The organism is Streptomyces sp. JN8 (assembly GCF_055808075.1).
In genome coordinates, this window is record NZ_CM147852.1 from 564,868 (window position 1) to 582,518 (window position 17,651).

General features: G+C 72.4%; 13 protein-coding genes. 5 read left to right on the forward strand and 8 right to left on the reverse strand.

Annotation, left to right across the window (positions count from 1 at the left end):
• The first annotated feature begins 46 nt into the window (after positions 1–46).
• Entirely contained in the window at positions 47–388 is a 342-nt protein-coding gene (locus tag ACY0MR_RS02735) for a hypothetical protein (RefSeq protein ID WP_404081411.1), read from the forward strand.
• Between the two features lie 20 nt (positions 389–408).
• Here ACY0MR_RS02735 and ACY0MR_RS02740 read toward each other — a convergent pair whose 3' ends face one another.
• Positions 409–648, reverse strand: a complete 240-nt coding sequence (locus ACY0MR_RS02740; protein ID WP_473558837.1) for a flavodoxin domain-containing protein — start codon at positions 646–648, stop codon at positions 409–411.
• An 11-nt stretch (positions 649–659) separates the two neighbouring features.
• Complete coding sequence (locus ACY0MR_RS02745) at positions 660–1,100, reverse strand: Hsp20/alpha crystallin family protein (protein ID WP_473558840.1); 441 nt, start codon at positions 1,098–1,100, stop codon at positions 660–662.
• A gap of 886 nt (positions 1,101–1,986) precedes the next feature.
• Here ACY0MR_RS02745 and ACY0MR_RS02750 point away from each other — a divergent pair.
• Positions 1,987–2,196, forward strand: a complete 210-nt coding sequence (locus ACY0MR_RS02750) for a hypothetical protein (protein ID WP_473558841.1) — start codon at positions 1,987–1,989, stop codon at positions 2,194–2,196.
• A 619-nt stretch (positions 2,197–2,815) separates the two neighbouring features.
• Here the strand turns inward: ACY0MR_RS02750 and ACY0MR_RS02755 are convergent.
• From ACY0MR_RS02755 to ACY0MR_RS02770, 4 genes are all read right to left on the reverse strand, one after another.
• Complete coding sequence (locus ACY0MR_RS02755; RefSeq protein ID WP_473558842.1) at positions 2,816–4,207, reverse strand: serine/threonine-protein kinase; 1,392 nt, start codon at positions 4,205–4,207, stop codon at positions 2,816–2,818.
• Positions 4,204–5,013, reverse strand: a complete 810-nt coding sequence (locus ACY0MR_RS02760; protein ID WP_361858479.1) for a serine/threonine protein kinase — start codon at positions 5,011–5,013, stop codon at positions 4,204–4,206. Before ACY0MR_RS02760 ends, ACY0MR_RS02755 begins: the two co-directional genes overlap by 4 nt.
• A gap of 499 nt (positions 5,014–5,512) precedes the next feature.
• Positions 5,513–7,543: a DUF8189 domain-containing protein gene (locus ACY0MR_RS02765; RefSeq protein WP_473558846.1), complete on the reverse strand. Its 2,031-nt coding sequence runs from the start codon at positions 7,541–7,543 to the stop codon at positions 5,513–5,515.
• Between the two features lie 26 nt (positions 7,544–7,569).
• Entirely contained in the window at positions 7,570–9,138 is a 1,569-nt protein-coding gene (locus ACY0MR_RS02770; protein ID WP_473558848.1) for a DUF8189 domain-containing protein, read from the reverse strand.
• A gap of 230 nt (positions 9,139–9,368) precedes the next feature.
• Between ACY0MR_RS02770 and ACY0MR_RS02775 the strand changes: the two genes are divergently transcribed.
• Positions 9,369–11,825, forward strand: a complete 2,457-nt coding sequence (locus ACY0MR_RS02775) for a penicillin acylase family protein (RefSeq protein WP_473558851.1) — start codon at positions 9,369–9,371, stop codon at positions 11,823–11,825.
• Positions 11,826–11,878: 53 nt separating this feature from the next.
• On the forward strand, positions 11,879–12,910 hold the full coding sequence (locus tag ACY0MR_RS02780) for an alpha/beta hydrolase (protein ID WP_473558853.1): 1,032 nt from the start codon (positions 11,879–11,881) through the stop codon (positions 12,908–12,910).
• A 102-nt stretch (positions 12,911–13,012) separates the two neighbouring features.
• Here the strand turns inward: ACY0MR_RS02780 and ACY0MR_RS02785 are convergent, their stop codons facing one another.
• Positions 13,013–14,779 (reverse strand): PLL family lectin, encoded by a 1,767-nt coding sequence (locus ACY0MR_RS02785; protein WP_473558856.1) that lies wholly within the window; start codon positions 14,777–14,779, stop codon positions 13,013–13,015.
• Positions 14,780–14,936: 157 nt separating this feature from the next.
• Between ACY0MR_RS02785 and ACY0MR_RS02790 the strand changes: the two genes are divergently transcribed.
• Complete coding sequence (locus ACY0MR_RS02790) at positions 14,937–15,602, forward strand: cutinase family protein (RefSeq protein WP_473558858.1); 666 nt, start codon at positions 14,937–14,939, stop codon at positions 15,600–15,602.
• Here ACY0MR_RS02790 and ACY0MR_RS02795 read toward each other — a convergent pair whose 3' ends face one another.
• The gene (locus tag ACY0MR_RS02795) at positions 15,603–16,691 is read right to left on the reverse strand and encodes a BTAD domain-containing putative transcriptional regulator (RefSeq protein WP_473558860.1); all 1,089 of its coding nucleotides are present in this window, start codon (positions 16,689–16,691) and stop codon (positions 15,603–15,605) included.
• Positions 16,692–17,651: the final 960 nt, after the last annotated feature.

The following is a 17,651-nucleotide window of genomic DNA, read 5'->3' on the forward strand; positions in this document are numbered from 1 at the left end:
CGCCACGGGTCGCGGGGGTAGCGTGCCTTCCCGCAGCACGTATGAGGTGACCAGCACCGACCCGTACATCGAGACCTTCGCCTCGGACGTGGAGGCCTTCCTGGCGTGCGCGCGAACGCATCCGGGACCCGCGACCTTCCTGGTCGACACCTACGGCGCAGACCGCGGGGTCGCGACGGCCCCGCGCGTCCTGAGCGACGTGCGGCTCGGCCCGGGCTGTGGAATCCGCCGCGACAGCGGCGATCTCGGCGCGCTCGCCCGACGCGCCCGTTCCGCACACCATGCGGCGGGGCTGAGGGACTCGTTCCGGTACTCCTCCGGCTCTGCAACAGGGTCGACGGTGTCGTGGGGGTCGTCGACCGGTTCGCGTACGAAGACGACGACCTGATGAGGAAGTGACGATCATGGTCACCCCGAGTGCCCCGTACGTTCCTGTGAAGGTGACGGCCGAGCTGGACAAGGAAACGTCCCGCTGGCTGTGGCGCCGAGGACGACGCCGTCGTAGCCGCTCACGTCCGTGACCGTGTCGACGGGCGGGACGACGGCGTCGAAGCCGTCGTCCCGGAGCGCCTTGCCGATCTCCTCGGCGATGCCGGCGGTCGAGCCGGCCTCGCTGCCGTAGGCGACCAGGACTCGCTTGGAATTCACGACGCTGCTCCTTAGGGTGCGGCGCCGCCTCGCTTCACCGGGATGGAGCGTACGGCGTCGGCCTTCTCCTCGGGCATCGGGACTCTGATGGTGAGGATGCCGTCCTGGTACGACGCCTCGACGTCGTCGGCCGGGATGGTTCCGGGGAGCCGCACGGTCCTGCGGAACGATCCGTAGCGGAACTCGGAGTGCTCTTTGTCCTCCGCGCTCTCGCTGTGCTCCGCCGTCACGGTGATCAGGTCGTCGTCGACCGTGATGGCCAGATCGTCGGGTTCCATCCCGGGCAGTTCGGCCCGCAGCACGTACATGCCGTCTCCGCCGGTCATCTCCACCGGTATGGAGTGCGCAGCCGTCGCGGGTCGCCACCCGGGCAGCCCCGGGAACTCTCGGTTGAACCAGTCGTTGAAGTCGGGGAAGAGGCTGTGCCTGGGTTCCACTGTGCCTCCGGCCATTGCTCTACTCCTCGTTCGCGGGGCCCAGGGCGGTCGCGAGGGACCCGAGTCGGTGCGGACGGGCTGGGGACCGGGTTCGGAACCGGTCCGACTCCGTGACTCCATCGTCCGCCTGCGGGGTCACGGGGCGCAGCATCCAACCGGGCTGTCCGACGGAGCCGAACGGCCCCCACCTGGACCGACCGGCCCATGGCGCCACGGCTCTGTCGCGGCGAGGACGATGTTCGCCGGGATCTCGCTCGTACGGCTCGGGGGTGGTGGCGAAGCCCGGCGGTACGCGTATGCCTGCGGCGCCGCGCCGGTTGGTCATCTCTCCCAGCGAGACGTTCTTGCCTCCTACCGGGCCGATGTCCGAGCGGCTCAACTCGTTGAACGGTACGGCGCGTCGCGTCGGCTCCATGACATCCTCCGTGGCTCGCAGGCTTCCTCAGTACGGGAGCGGTCGGCCGGACGGCGTACGCAGATCGAGGGGGCTCGGCCTGCGGGGCTGTCGGGGCCGGCGGCTGATCCGGATGCGCTGCATGGTGCTCACCTCTCCGGGGAACCGCAGGACGGATCGGATCGTCCTCGCACCCCACCGTGCCGCGGGAGCGTGTCGCACCCCAGTGCCGAGGGGGTCAGCCGGGCGGGTCCGGTCGGTCGTCCCGGAACGGGACCGATCGGCCCATGCCCGTCGCCGACGCGCTCCGCGCGCTGTGGAAGGTACGGGTGATGCACGGAACACATGGCGCGGGCGAGGCAGGCCGTGGACCGTGGAACCCAGCCGCATGCGGGGACAGCCGCCGCGGACGGGGCCCGACCCGGACGGCACGGAGGCAGGATCTCCCTCACACCCCTCGACCCGGGTCGCGAAGGCAGGTGGGACGATCTCCACCGGACAGTGCGCGTGGTGGAGCAGATGGGCGTGCTCACCACCTGGCTGATGTACAGCAACAGCGCCGCGTTCGAGGGTCTCGAAGGAGGCTTCCCGGTCGAATGGGCCAGCATCTGCGGGCTGATGGCGGCCACCTTCGCCGCGTCGCTCCTCGCCGCGATCGGACCGGCCCGGCGCGCGGCCGCCATCCGCCCGGCTCTCGCCGTCCGCGTCACCGAATGATCAGCACGCCTCGCGGACCAGGCCGGCGAGCGCGTGATGACTCGCCGCCGGCGGGCCACCGCTGTGGCGCGATGCGAAGGACTGGACCGACGTCCTGTACAGCGTTCCGGCCCGGCCGGTCCCCTGGGCAGTGGTTCACCTGACCTGGACGGGCCGCGCGGAACGTGCGCCGCGGCCGATGACAACGCCGCTTGCGAGCCTGGCCACACTCAGGAGGACGACATTCTCCTCCCCCGACGACCTGACCTGCCGGGACAGCGGAGGCGGAGGGGGAGCCACGGACGGTATCGGCGAGGATGCGGGCGCGGCTCCCTCGCCTGTCGTGGCGGCGCCGAGCCAGCGGAGTGTGCGGGCTGTACTGGCCAGTCAAGAGGCGCATGCAGCAGGCCGGCGATGGGGCACGGCCCCTTCCGGCCGCGGTCCCTGCGATGCGGGTGGGGAATCGCGTGAGTAGGTCTGGGGAGCACCTGGTTGCGGGGGGAAAGCCAAGATCCTCATCACCGCCACGAGCCATTCCCAGAGGTCCTTCCGTGCCGACCAAGATCCGGGCCATACGCGGACCAGCCGCTTGCAGCTTGGCCAGCTCTCCCGGGGGTACGCGCGTCCCCGTGCCTCCGGCTCAGGCCGGTGGGCGCGGGCACTCCGGCAGTGCTGGGCGCTCCTTGGTGCGCACGGCGGGCAGCCAGGCCACCTGGGGAGCAGACCCGGAAGGGAGCCGGACGCGGAACCAGCGGGTGGACCACCGGGCCTCCTCGTCGACGATGGGCTGCCCGTCGGGGACCTGGCAGTCGGCGGCGAGCACATCGCCGTGCCACACCCTGGTCGGCACGACGTTGTCCGCCGTGTACGGCCGTACGGGATCGATCGCCAGCCCCAGACTGCACCCGGGGTGCCGGTCGGCCCGCTCGCGGCAGCTCCGCTCCGCGTTGAACACCCTGACCGTGCCCGCCGTCGAGCCCACGACGCCGGGCGGCACGGACCCGACCGGCCGCACCGCGTCCGCGCACAGGGTCGCGGCGGCGACCCCGCACATCGCGGTCGCGAGGACGGCGGCGCGGGCCCGGGCCCGCTGACGCCCGCCGGCGTGCGTCTCCTGACGGCCGGCGATGCGGGCGAGCAGGCTTTCGGCGGTGTGCGGCGCCCGCGCCTCGTGGGTCGGGGCGAGACAGTCGGCGGCCAGCTCCCGCCAGAACGGCGGCACCGCGTGGTCCATCCGCAGCGGCGCCCGCCCCTCGCCATACTCCTGGACCGCGGCGCCTCGCGCCACCGGCGTGGCGCCGGAGAACGGCGAACCGCCCGACGAGAACACCTCGTGGACGACGATGCCCAGGGCCCAGATGTCCGCGGTCGGCCTGATCCGGACGCCGAGTTCGCCGAGGGGCGCCCGCCAGCGCTCGGGCGGCAGATAGTCCAGGGTTCCCATCGGCGGGGCGTACCCGTGGGTCCCCGTCAGCTCGGTCGCGAGGCCGAAGTCCGACAGCTTCACCGAGCGGTCGGCGCCCAGCAGGACGTTCTCCGGCTTGAGGTCGGCGTGGACCCAGCCCGACCGGTGGAGATGCGCGAGCCCCTCGCAGATTCCCGCGATCAGCGGCCCCCGGTCCGCCTCGGGCACCCCCGCGTCGAGGAGTTCCCGCAGGCTGCCGGAGGCCCGTTCCATCACGAGCACGATCGCGCCGTCCACGGCGGGCCGGTCGGGCGCCGCGAGCACGAAGGAGTCGAGGAGACCGATCAGCCGGGGATGCCCGACCCTGCTCCCGAGCTCGACCTCGCGGCGGGCGGACTCCATGATCCTGCGCGCCTGCCGGGGCGCGAGTCCCGCGGTCGGCATGATCTTGAGCGCGACGTCGGCGGCGCCCGCGGGCCCGTCGGCCGGCCGCGCCGCGTAGACGGTGGACCACCCCCCGGACCCGATCAGTTCGGAGACCACCCAGCCTCCCACCCGGTAGCCGGGCGGGAGTTCGTCCGTACGATCGTGCCCCGCGATGCCTCCCGGGACGCCCGGGGAGGTCACGACGCGCCCTGCCGCTCCCGCCCGCCGGCCCCCGTCAGGGGCGGCAGCAGCGCGAGGTGCTCCTCACGCACGAGCCCGAACCGCAGGGCGAGCCCGACGATCTCCTCCCGCTTGCCGTTGCGGCGGTCCCCCTTGCCGGACTCCCCGGTGGCGGGGCCCGCGATGCGCAGCTTCTCCTCGGCGAGGTAGTCGATGTGCGAACTGACCGCCCGAGCGGTCAGCGTGCCGCACGTGACGTGTTCCCTGAGCCGCTCGACGATCTGCGGGGTGGTGGGCACCGCGACCCGGGACTGGTCCCGCAGACGCGGTTCGCAGAGCGCGACGAGAACGAGGAAGTACGTGGCCGTCTCGTCCAGGGAGTACGCGGTCACCGTGCTGTTCCCCCAGGGGACGTCCATGGCCTCCGGGTCGAGGAACACGTGGTCGGGGGCGAACACCTGGAAGGAGACGGTGGCGTCACCCCGGGTGGGCAGCACCACCCGGGAGAACTCGAACGGGATGGGCGCCCCGACCCGGCGCGGCGGAATCCTCAGGTACTCGCCCGCGCCCTCCGGGTTCTCCACCAGATAGCTGTGGCCGGCGCTGTGGTTCGTCAGCTGCCAGTGGTCCTGGGTCACCCTGATCTCCCCGGCGAGCCGCGAGATCGCCGGGTCGTCCAGGACCAGCTCGACGGGGACCGCGGCGGAGCCCCGTCCGAAGCGGGCCACCTCGCCCGGGCCCAGCCGGAGCGTCACCGCGTCCCCGCCCGGCTCGCCGCCGTCGGCGCCTCCCGTACCTCGCGGCAGATGGACGACTACGCCGCTCACCCGTTCCCCCCGTTCCCCCGGCCGTACTCTCGGACGAGCCGAACGATACTCATCCGTAGGGGGAGTTCACCGTCGTACTTCGGACACCTCGTCCGGACGTGCCGCCCGGCGGCCGGAGCCGCCCGCCACGACGGTGCGCGGGGCGCCCCGGAGCCTCTCCCCCGTGACTCCGCGCGACGCGGACCGCCGGGGACCTTCTCGCCGGGCCCAGGTCATGTCGGCGCCGTGAAATGAGCCGCCATGTGGGACTGTTTCCGGTTCTCCGCCGAGCAGTTGGCACGTGGGGCGTGCACCGGGGAGAGCGGGAGACGGGCCGTGTCCGCGGGCCGCCGGAGCGGCGGACCGGCAGGGCCGGGGCCGGCCGCCGCCGCCGGGCCCGGGGCCGTACAAGGTGGGCAACGTCACCGTGAACGGCGGGCGGAATCCGGGTCCGGGGCCCTCACAGGCGTCCGGGGGCGGCCTAGGTCACCGTTCACGTGGCGAGATCCGTACGCTCCGCTCACAGGGCGGGAGCATGCGACACCAGCGGCGCCACCGCACGCTCGCCGAAGGAGGTCCACGGCCGCCACCCGCCGCTCGGCCGCTCCTGGACACGGGTCCGGATCCGCCCCGCGGCGGTCACGGCGAAGACGTGCAGCCGCCCGACCGCGTCGCGTACGGCCGTGGGGGTGGCGACGAGCCGGACGCCGGGCTCGCCGAACTCCCCCTCGGGGCCCCAGTCACCGCCCGGAGCGAGCTGCCGGTGGTGACTCAGCCGGGCGCCGCCCGGAGCGAGCGAGAACGCCTCCAGGCGGCCGTCGGCGTTGGCGGCGAACGCCGGAGCGGCCGCGCTCCACCCGAACATCGGCAGCCACGCGTCCCAGCCGCCGCTCGGCGCGGTCTGCCGCCGGGTGAAGGTCCCGACGCCCGACGGCCCGATCGCGGCGACCGCGAGCCGGCCGCTGCCGTCCTCGGCCACCCGGGGCGCGGAGCCCGCCGCGGTGCCGTACGGGTGCCATGCCGGGGTCCACGGCCCGCCGGGGGTCTCCTGCCACCGGTGGACGATCCCGGCGCCGCCGGGCGCGAGGGCGAACACCTCGAGCCTGCCGTCGGCGTTCGCCGCGGCCACCGGTGGCGCGCCCGCCGCCGGACCGAAGCCGCCTTCCCACGGGTCCCAGGCCAGTGCCCCGGGCGACCGCTGCCGGCGCCGGGCGAAGGACGCGCCACCCGGGCCGAGGGCGAAGACCTCCAGCCGGCCGGCCGCGTCACGGGCGACGGCGGGCACGGCGCCGGCGGGGCCGCCGAACCCCTCCCAGTCGTGCCACCCGCCGTCCGGGCGCTGCACACGGCGGTTCAGGTGGGTGCCGCCCGGGGCGAGCGAGAACACCTCCAGCCTCCCGTCGGTGTCGCGGCCGAGGGAGGGAGCCGCGCCCGCCGGGCCGCCGAACGGCTCCCACTCCGACCAGCCGTCGCCGTACGGGTCGAGCTGGACGCGCCGCAGCATCGAGCGGTCGGCGGCGTCGAGCGCGAACAGCGTGAGGCGGCCGTGCACGTCGAGCCCGGCCACCGGGTGGTCGGGGCTCTGCCACGGGACCGGAGTGTCGCGCCACTGGAGCGGCGCGAGGAACAGTCCGTTGCGGAACCAGCCGGCCGCGCTCGCGTACCAGGTGCCCCCGTCGTCGACGACCTCGACGGCGTGACCGGCCACATGCCCCGCGTACCCGGCGAGTTCGAAGCGGAAGGGGTCCCGCGACGCCAGTACGTCGGTCCCCTCGTAGCCGCCCCGCGGGCCGATGAACAGGTAGTACCAGCCGTCCCGCCGGACGACGTACGGCGACTCGGTGACCGAGACGGTCGCGTCCGTGCTCGCGTCGGTGAAGGCGACGCCCGGCTCGCTCCAGTGCGTCAGGTCGGCGGACCGCCGGTGGGCGACGACGTGGTGCCCGCCCGGTGCGGAGAGCTCCGTGTAGTACATGACCCACTCGTCCCCCACCCGCAGCACCATCGGGTCGCGCGCCGCGAGGCCCCGGAACAGCGGGCCGGACGGTACGCGGGTCCAGGTGAACAGATCGGTCGACGTGGCCAGGTTGACGGCCGCCCCGCTCGCGCCGCCCGCGGCGTAGAACATCCAGAACCTGCCGTCGGCCTCGATGACGTGCGGCGCCCACAGGTGCTCCTCGCCGAAGTAGGACGGGTCGACGGTGAGGGCGTCGGCGTGAGCGGTCCACGGACCCAGCGGGCTCGGGGCGGAGGCGTGGGCGAAGGAGATCTCCGCCGAGCTGTCCGGCGCCTCGCCGCGCGGCGCGCTGTCGCCGACGATGCCGAAGACGTGCCAGCGGCCCCGCGCCCTGATCAGCGTGTGGTCGTTGAGATAGCGCGGGCCGGCGGGGGTCGACGGGTCGTGGACGTACGCGAAGGGGCCCGCGCCGACCCACGAGGGCGCCGGGGCGTCACCGGTGGGCGCGGCGACGGCCGGGGAGAGGCCGAGCAGGGGCAGCGCCCCGGCTCCGGCCGCACCCCGCAGCACACTCCGTCTGCTGATCGGAGACACGGATCTGATCCCTCCGGGTGGGGTGGTCAGCCCTGGCCGGGGCCGGGGGAGCCGCCCAGCCACTCCCAACCGGACCAGCTGGAGAACCCGGTCTGCCAGATGTGGAAGGTTCCGGAGGGGTTGGTCCCGAAGACCTCGATCCGGCCGTCGGCGTTGGAGGCGGCGGTGACCTCCGTACCTCCGGAGCCGAAGGGGGCCCAGTCGCTGTAGGGGGCGTTGACGGCGGTCTGCCAGCTGTGCACGGCGGTGGTGCCGTTCATGGCGAAGACCTCGACGCGGCCGTCGGGAGTGCGTTCGCTGGTGAGCTGCGCGTCGGCCGGGCCGCCGGTGCGTTCCCAGCCCGACCAGCCGGAGGACCCGGTCTGGTACCGGTGGAACACGCCGACCGGACCCGAGGCGAAGACCTCCAGGCGGCCGTCGGCGTTGTGGTCGACGGTCAGGTCGTGGCCGCCTTCGCCGAACGGGCCCCACGCGGACCAGCCGCCGCTGGGCGCGGTCTGGTAGCGGTGCTGGAAGGTGGTGCCGTTGAGGGCGAAGACCTCAAGGCGTCCGTCGGGAGCCTTCCCCATCTCCACACGGCTGTCGGCGGGGCCGCCGCCCGTGGACTCCCAGCCCGACCAGCCGCCGTTGGGGGCGAGCTGGTACCGGTGGAACAGCCCGACCGGGCCGGAGGCGTAGACCTCGATGCGGCCGTCCGCGTTGACCCCGGCCGCGGTGTCCCGGCCGCCCTCGCCGAAGCCCTCCCAGTGCGACCAGCCGCCGGACGGGCTCAGCTGCCAACGGTGCTGGAAGGTGGTCCCGTTGAGCGCGAACAGCTCCAGCCGGCCGTCGGCGTTGGGCGCGAGCGCGAGCTCGGCGTCGGCGGGACCGCCCAGCGGCTCCCAGGGCGACCAGTCGCCGTTGACCTCCCGCTGCCAGGCGTGGTGGATGCCGTCGGCCCCGGCCGCGAACACCTCCAGACGCCCGTCCGCCGACCGCGCCGACACGACCCGGCCCGACTCCGACGGATACACGAGGGGCTTCGGGCGCGGCCCCGTGCCCGGGGTGCAGGGCAGCACGACGCCGCGTTCGGCGAGATAGACCTCGGGGTCGACGCCGTAGGAGGCGGACGAGTCCCCCCAGATCCGCAGATGCAGGTGGGGGCCGGTGGAGTTCCCCTCCGAACCCATCAGGGCGATCTGCTGGCCGGCCGCGACACGGTCGCCGACGAAGACGTCCCGCCGGGACATGTGCCCGTACTCGGAGATCCGCCCGTCGGGCTGCTGGATCCGGATCCACTGGCCGTAGCCCGACTCGTACCCGGAGATGGTCACCTCGCCGTCGGACACGGCGTAGATCGGCGTCCCCACCGAGTTGGCGACGTCGACGCCGTTGTGGCCGGAGTGGAAGTGCTGGGACACGGGCCCCGCGGCCGGACACGCCGCGGTGGAAGCGGCTGATGCGACCGAAGCGGCTGGAGCGGTGGATCGGACGGACGCGGTGGAAGCGGTGGTCCGGGCCGCGGCCGGGGACGTGGGCACCAGGACCGGCAGCAGCAGGACGGCCGACGCCGCGAGCACGGAGCTCACCACGCGGCGGGAAAGTCCACGAAGCACAGGAAGCTCCTCCAGGGGGCGCGGGCCGCCGACCGGGTGGCGCGAGCGGGCGGTAGGGAACGTAGCAACGCCCCGACGGCCCGGAGACCCCGGAAGGTTACGGGGTGACAGCCGGCCCCGCCTCGGGTACCGGATCACCCGTCGGCGGCGGTCCATCATCGGGATTTCATCGCCCCTTCCTAGCGTGACCGCGTTCGCACGAGGAGCGGTACGAAGGGGAGGACGGGCCGATGGCACGGACGCGAGCGAGAGCGAGGCTGCCGATGGCGGTGGCGGCCGCCGTCGCGGTGATGAGCACGATGGCCGCCACGGGCTCCACGGCCGCCACGCAGCCGGCGGCGGGACCGGACAGGCCGACCATCCGGTACACCGAGTACGGAGTCCCGCACATCATCGCCTCGGACTGGGAGGGCCTGGGCACCGGCTACGGATACGCGGCGGCCAAGGACAACATCTGCACCCTGGCCGACACCTATCTGATGGTCAACGCCCAGAGGTCCCGCCATCTGGGGCCCGACGGCAGGGCGAGTCCCGGCCAGAACCAGAACACCACCACCAATCTCAAGAGCGACCTGTACTTCCAGCGGATCAAGGACGACGGGGTGGTGGAGCGGCTGATCGCACAGCCCGCCCCCGACGGCCCGGAGCCCGAGGTCAAGGAGGCCATCCGGGGCTACGTCCGGGGATACAACCGGTTCCTGTCCGAGACCGGCGCCGACGCCCTCACCGACCCGGCCTGCCGGGGCGCCGCCTGGGTACGGCCGATCACGGAACTCGACGTCTACCGGCACGCGCATGCCGAGATCATCATGGGCAGCGCCGACGCGCTCCTCGACGGCCAGGTCGACGCCGCGCCCCCGGGGGCGGCGTCCGCCCCCGCGGCACCCGCGTCCTCGCCCAAGGAGACCGCGGCGAGGATCAGCTCCGCGCTGGCGGTGAGCCGGCAGCAGAGCATGGGCAGCAACGCGCTGGCCGTCGGCTCGCAGGGCGTCTCCGGCGGCACCGGCATGCTGCTGGCCAACCCGCACTTCCCGTGGCAGGGCAAGAACCGGATGTGGCAGAGCCACCTCACCATCCCGGGCAAGGTCAACGTCTCCGGGGCGAGCCTCCTGGGACTCCCCGCGGTGAACATCGGGTACAACGACGACGTCGCCTGGAGCCACACGGTCGCCACGGTCGCCCCGTTCGGGCTCTTCGACGTCCAGGTGGATCCGCTCAACCCCACCAAGTACCTCGTCGACGGCGTCTGGGAACAGATGACCTCGCAGCAGGTCACCGTCGACGTGCGGAAGCCGGACGGCTCCCTCGGCAAGGTCACCAGGACCCTGTGGTCGACCCGGTACGGCCCCGTCACCACGTCGATGCAGGGGGTGCCGCTGCCCTGGGTGGTCAGCGCGCACGCCGTGCGCGACGTCAACATGAACAACCTGCGGGCGCTGAACACCTGGTTCCGTCTCGACCAGGCCAAGGACGTCGAAGACGTCGTCACCACCCTGGAGACCACGCAGGGCGTCCCCTTCTTCAACACGATCGCCGCGGACCGCAAGGGCAAGGCGCTGTACGCGGACATCCAGGCCACCGCGAACATCACCGACGCGCACGCCCAGTCGTGTCTCACGATGACCGGCCAACTCCTCTTCAGCCAGCCGCTGAGACTGCCGAACGTGCCGCCGATCTCCATCTTCGACGGCAAGCGGAGCGCGTGCGACTGGCCGGACGACCCGAACGCGGTCGCGCCGGGACTCCTGGACCCGCGCAAGCAACCCCGCCTGATCCGGGACGACTTCGTGGGCAACGCCAATGACAGCGCCTGGCTGGCCAACCCCGACCAGCCGCTGGCCTTCCCCCGGGTGATGGGCGACGCCCAGGCCCCGCGCTCGCTGCGCACCCAGGAGCTCATCCTGACCGCCCGGAAGCGGATCGACGGCACGGACGGGCTGCCGGGCAGGGGCTTCACCCCGGAGACCATGGGGAAGCTGCTGTTCGCCGACAACAGCCGAGCGGCCGACCTCGCCCTCGACGCCACCGTGGCGATGTGCAAGAGCGTGCCCTTCGGGCTCATCCTCGTGGACGGCACCCTGGTCAACGTGAGCGAGGCGTGCCCGATCCTGGCCGCCTGGAAGAGCCACGACTACACGGCGGACAGCCGGGGTTCCCTGCTGTTCGCGAACTACTGGGCCTCCCTGCAGGGCGGACAGGGCATCGAGAAGCTCCCCTGGCGGGTCCCCTTCGACCCCAAGGACCCGGTGCACACACCGAACTCGCTGGACTCCGGCAGCTCCGCCGTCCGTGACGCGTTCGGCCGGGCCGTCCTCGCGATGCGCAAGGCGGGCATTCCGTTGAACGCGCCGCTCTCGGACGTCCAAAGGGTCACCCGCGGCGGCGAGCAGATCCCGATCCACGGAATGACCGGCGAACTGGGCGTACTCAACGTGATCACCATGGGCCAGGTCGACGGGAAGACGGACGTCGTCTTCGGGTCCAGCTTCATCCAGCAGGTCCTGTTCACCGCCGAAGGGCCGCCGCAGGCCCGCTCCGTCCTGGCCTACTCCCAGTCGGCCGACCCGAACTCGCCGCACCACGCCGACCAGACCAGGCTCTTCTCGGCCGGCCAGTGGGTGACCGAGCGGTTCACCGAGGAACAGATCGCGGCCTCACCGGCCCTGGTGGTCAAGGTCCTCGACTGATCCGACGCACGGAATCCGAAGCGCAGACAGAGCATCACACGAGAGGGAGCACCGTGAGAAGAACAGCGAACGTCCGGCGCACGGCGCTGGCATGGGTGTTAGCCGTCCTGGCCGTGGTCACGGTCATGCCGGCGGCCTCGGCACAGGCCGCCGACGACGGCACGCCGCCCCCGATGGCCAACGGGTTCGGCCTGACGCAGGTCGGCACGGCGACGGGCAACGCGACCGAGTTCTACCTGACCGTGACCACGCCCGAGGTCGCGGAGGAACAGCACATCAAGATCATCCTGCCGAAGAGCTACTACGACGACCCGAACCGGCGCTATCCGGTGATGTACTTCCTGCACGGATCACCCGACGACCCGATCCAGCAGAACTATCCGGCGCTGCGCACGTCGGACCGGATGATCACCGTCATCCCGGACGGCGGCGCCCGGGGCTGGTACACCAACTGGCTCAACCAGAAGACCGCCGCCGGTGCCCAGAACTGGGAGAACTTCCACCTCAAGCAGGTGATTCCGTTCATCGACGCCAACCTGCGGACCATCGCGACCAAGAAGGCCAGGGCCGTCGCCGGTGTCTCGATGGGCGGGTTCGGAGCCCTCCACTACGCCCAGGCGCGCCCGGACCTCTTCAGCCAGACCGCGTCCCTGTCCGGCGACATCGACCTGTCGGTGCGGTCCATGGACCTGCGCCTGGCAGTCGTCGCCTCCCTCGTCGCCTACGAGCCCTCCGTGGACAGCGACGCCGCGTTCGGCTCGCCGTACCCGGTGTTCAACGCCGACTGGCGGTTCAACGAGGTCGACCCCTCGCAGCACATGGACCGGATCAAGCAGGGCGGGATCGGGGTCTCGATCTACGTGGGCAACGGCGGAGGCTCGGTCACCGACCTGGAGTTCTGGCTGGAGGGCGCGGCCAAGCACGTCAAGAACGCCATGGACGCGCTGGGCATGTCGTACCACTACGTGAACTACGGCGACGGTTCCGGCTGGGGCACCCTGTGCAACGGCGGCCACAACGCCGGCTGCTGGGAGGAGGACCTCCGGGACCTGGTTCCCCGGCTGGAGAGGCACTTCGCGTCCTGACGCCATGAGCCCGCCGTCGTCCCGTACCGCACGAGCGGTACGGGACGACGGCGGGCTCGCACCCTCCGCCGACGGGCCTGTGCGGTCCGCCGGCGGACACGTCTAGCCGACCGCCGGTACGGGCCGGCCGGCGGGCGCGCTCCGGGCGGGCGCTGAGGCGGACCGGGAGGGCGCGGCGAGGGGCCGGGAGGGCGCGGCGGGGCTGCCGACCGCCGGGCCGGGGCCGTTCAGCCAGCCCCATTGCGACCAGCTGGCGAACCCGGTCTGCCACCGGTGGTAGACACCGGCACTGCTGGTGCCGAAGACCTCGATGCGGCCGTCGGCGTTGTTGCCCGCGCCGATCGAGGTGCCGCCGGTGCCGAAGTTCTCCCACGGCGAGAACGGCGCGTTGGGGGCGGTCTGCCAGGAGTGGCTCGCCGCGTCGGCGTTGATCGCGAACACCTCCACCCGGCCGTCGACCGACCGCGAGGTGGTCAGCTCGGCGTCGGGCAGCCCCCCGGTGCCCGTGCCCGTCCACTCCGACCACGTGGTGGGGCTGGTCTGCCAGCGGTGGAACACCCCGTCGGCGTTGGAGGCGAACACCTCCAGCCTGCCGTCCTGGTTGTGGCTCGCGGTCACGGCGTGCCCGCCCTCGCCGAAGTGCTCCCAGGCGGACCAGTCGCCGTTGACGCCCCTCTGGTACAGGTGCCCGAACGTCGAGTCCGACAGCGCGAACACCTCGAGCCGTCCGTCGGGCGCGTTCTCCATGGCCAGCCGCGCGTTCGCCGGGCCACCACCGGTCCCCTGCCAGCCCGACCAGCCGCCGCTCGGAGCGGTCTGCCAGCGGTGGAACACCCCTTCCGCGTTGGAGGCGAACACCTCGATACGGCCGTCGGCGTTGTTGCCCGCCGCCAGCCGGTAGCCGCCGGTGCCGAAGGTCTCCCAGGCGGACCACCCCGCACTGGGCCCGGTCTGCCACATGTGGTCGAGCGTGCTGCCCGACAGCGCGAACAGCTCCAGCCGGCCGTCGGCGTTGGCGGCCACCGCCAGCTGGGCGTCGCGCGGGCCGCCCGCGAACCGCCATGGCGCCCAACCGCCGTTCACCTCGTTCTGCCACGAGTGGTAGACGCCGTCGGCACCCGCCGCGAAGGCCTCCAGGCGTCCGTCTGCGGACCGGCCCGACACCACCCGCCCGGAGCCGTACGGGTGCCGGGGACCCGTGCTCATCCCGGACCAGAGCGCGTTGGCGATGATCACGGCGTCGCCCGCCTCCAGGCCGTACTTGTACCGCAGGTCCTCGCGCGGCCGCTGCACCTGCCAGCACACGTCCCCGATCGCCACGTCGTTCCACGAGCCGCCGGGGAACATGTCCTCCATCGCGTCGAGGAACGCGTTGGTGGCGTAGACCGGGTCCAGCCGCTGCGCCTTGCTGCCCCACCAGTCCTGCTGCTGGAACAGCCCGATGCTCGTGTAGTCGACGGCCTGGGAGTAGTTGTTGATGTCGGTCTCCACGATGACCGTGGCGATCGCGATGGCCGCGGCCCTCGGGTTGAGCCCCCGGTCCTTCACCGCCTTGGTGACCATCCGCGCACAGGACATCCTGTAGGGCGTCAGAAGGCCCGCCATCCGCGCCCCCATCTGAGGGTTGAGCTGGCCGGCCATGATGCCGTCGGCGGCCGACGGGCCGGCCGGGTCGCAGGGCTCGGTGGGTATGGGCAGGGCGTCCGGTCCCCTGAAGTACCGGGAGACGCCGTAGTGGTCGTCGCGCGGGGAGGGTCCGGGGTCGGGCAGGGCCACGGCGACCGAGGCCGTCAACCCGACGACCAGTGCCCAGACGCCGGCCAGCAGGGCCAGTCTGCCGAGCACGCGTGTGAAGCCGGTTCCTCTCATCGTGTGCCTTTCCGTCATGCGTTCAGGTGGTCGGCGGCCGACAGTAGGAGGCACCGATGAAATGCCGATGGAATCGATTCCCGAGCGCGTTTCATCGTCATGTCATCGGCCGCTGCCAATCTCGTCGTACGCAGGCCGAACACACGGGAGGATCGACATGCGAGCGAAGAGGATCAAGGCCGCGCTGGCCGGAATTCTGCTGACGGCCGGGATTTCGGTGACGCAGAGCGCCACGGCGCAGGCGGCGGCGACGGCTCCGTGCGAGGGCACGTACACGATCGTCGTCGGCGGTACGGGAAGCTCGTGGAACAACGACGGCTTCTCCGGCAACATCCAGCAGCACGTGGGATACCCGACCCAGATTCCCAACGGCGCGAGCGCCCGGGCCGGTGTCAACGAGCTGAACCGGCTGGTCCGTGACCAGCGGGCCGCGTGCCCGTGGCAGCACGTGAAGATGGGCGGATACTCGCTGGGCGCCGCGGTCGTCCACATCTGGGTCACCGAGAACTGGCAGACGTTCGGCAATGTCAACGCCATTCTCATCGCCGACCCGAAGCGGCAGGGAAATCCCGGCGCCAACGGCGGATCCGTCCCCTTCGGCGGAATCGTCGGCGCGCCGCTGGCCGGTGCCGACCGGTTCTTCGGCAATGTGCCGGTCAAGACCATCTGCCACTGGGACTACGTCTGCGACGAGTCCGCCGGAATCTGGACCTACCCCGGCAACCACGTGAGGAACTACCCCAACGACTTCAACATGGACTTCCACAACGACGTCGCCAACGAGCAGTGGTACAACGGCGCCTGGTATCCCGCGTCCTGGTGATCACGCGAAAGCGGTGCGACCGGCCGAGGCAGTGAGGCCGAGGCCGATCTCGTCACCGCGCAGGATCATCTCGTGCGTCCGCCGCAGGGTCCGGCCCGGAGAGACGCCCAGTTCGTCGGCGAGGCCGCGGCGGGCCCGGTCGAACACGGTGAGGGCGTCGGCCTGGCGGCCGTCGCGGTACAGCGCACGCATCAGCAGCGCGGCCACCGGCTCGTCCAGGGGGTGCGCGGCGGACAGGGCGAACAGTTCGGAGATCGCCTCGGCGTCCCGGCCGAGCCTCAGCTGGCACTCCACCTTGCGCTGGACGACGGCGATCCTGCGCCGCGTGAGTCGCAGCCGCTCCAGCTCGGCGAGCGGCCCGGGCAGACCGGCCAGCGGTTCCCCGCGGAACAGGTCGAGGGCCTGGGCGCACAGGCGGACCGCCTCGGCCGGTTCACCCGCGCGCTCGGCCGTGGCGATGCCGACGAGGAGCTCCTCCATCCGCGCCACGTCCACGTCGACCGCGCCCGGGACGAGCCGGTATCCGTGCCCGGCGTGCTCGATGACCGAGCCGGGACTGTCCCCGATGCGCAGGGTCTTGCGCAGGCGGTAGACGTACACCGGCACCACGTTCGCCACCGGCGCCTCCGTGCCCCAGACGTCGTCGAGCAGTTCCTGCCGGCTCAGGGAGCGCCCCGCGCACAGCGCCAGGGTCGCGAGCACCGCCTGCTGGCGCGGATGCCCCAGGTTCAGCGGCCGCCCGTCGTGCCACGCCCGCAGCGGTCCGAGCAGGGAGATCCGCACCGCAGGACCGGTCACCCGGCCGGCCGCCGCCCGGGGGGCCGTGCTCACCGGCTGCGTACGGGTACCACGGCCGGGGACGACCAGGCCGCAGTCGAAGGCGTGGACGATGGCCGCGGCCCGGTCGCGGAGCCGGAGGGTGACGAGTATCCGCGCGAGGAGTTCGGCCACGGCGTCCTCGGGGATCGCGAGGGCGTCGGCTATCTCGTCGTCCCGCAGGCCGCAGCCGACCGCGGACAGCACCTGGCGCTCCCGCTGCCCGAGGGCGGTGGCGGCGGGACGGCGGGCGGTGGTGGCGGTCGTCGGCATCGTTGCTCCCCGGGCTCCGGACTGGTCGGGTCTGGTGGGCGCCGTCGACACGGTAGGACGGGGAGCACCGGGCGGGGCATCCGGAACGATCCGGAGTGACACGCGCGATCTAGGGCGTCACTCCTTTCCGCCGTCCCGCCCGCCGTCGCCGGTGCCGGGTCCGTAGTCGATGCCGGGCGTCGTAGTCGATGCCCTCGGGGCCCCGGTACTCGTCCAGTCGGGCGAAGGACACGATGACGTAAGGGCGTTCGGACCAGGGATGGCCGTCGGCGGGGTCGGGGTCGATGCGCCACCGGGTGCCTCGGGTGAAGTTCAGTTGCGACACCAGACTCCCTCCGCGCCGACCAAGATCTGGGCCATAGGCGGACCAGCCGCCTACAGCTCGGCCGCATCGTGGCCGTTTCCGCTGGTCAGCGACTCGTCGAAGAAGCTCGGGGTCGTCTGCTCTTCCGGAACACAGTGAGCGCGCCATCGACGGTCGGATAGTAGGCCCACAGGGTCGAGCCCACAGTCCGAGTGACAGGCTCAGGACCTCGGTACGGCCGTCGAGGTGTCTGCAGACGGCCCCGACGTCGGCGTGGACGATGCCTGTGGATGTGCCGACATCGGCGCCGATCTGCGCGAGTGTGTCGTGCCCGCTGCACCCTGCCGCACGCTCGTTGCGCGGAGGCGGGTCTCGTCGCTCGCCCCCGCGTCGACCCGCACACCCATCCCCACGCAGGCACTCGGTTCCAGCCACAGGGCGTCCCTTCCTCGTGCGCAGTCCGCCCTCGGGCCTCCGCCGGCCCGGTGGCGTGGGCCGGCTCCAGAAGCGGGACGGGCGAGGCTCTCACGGCCGGCGAGGCGCGTCGGGTTCGGTGGTTCGTCCCGGGCTCTCAACTGCGGTGACCGGTCTCCCCTCTCGCAGGCCGACGCGATCAGATGGTCCAGACCATTGACCTCGCATCAGGCCGCTCCCTA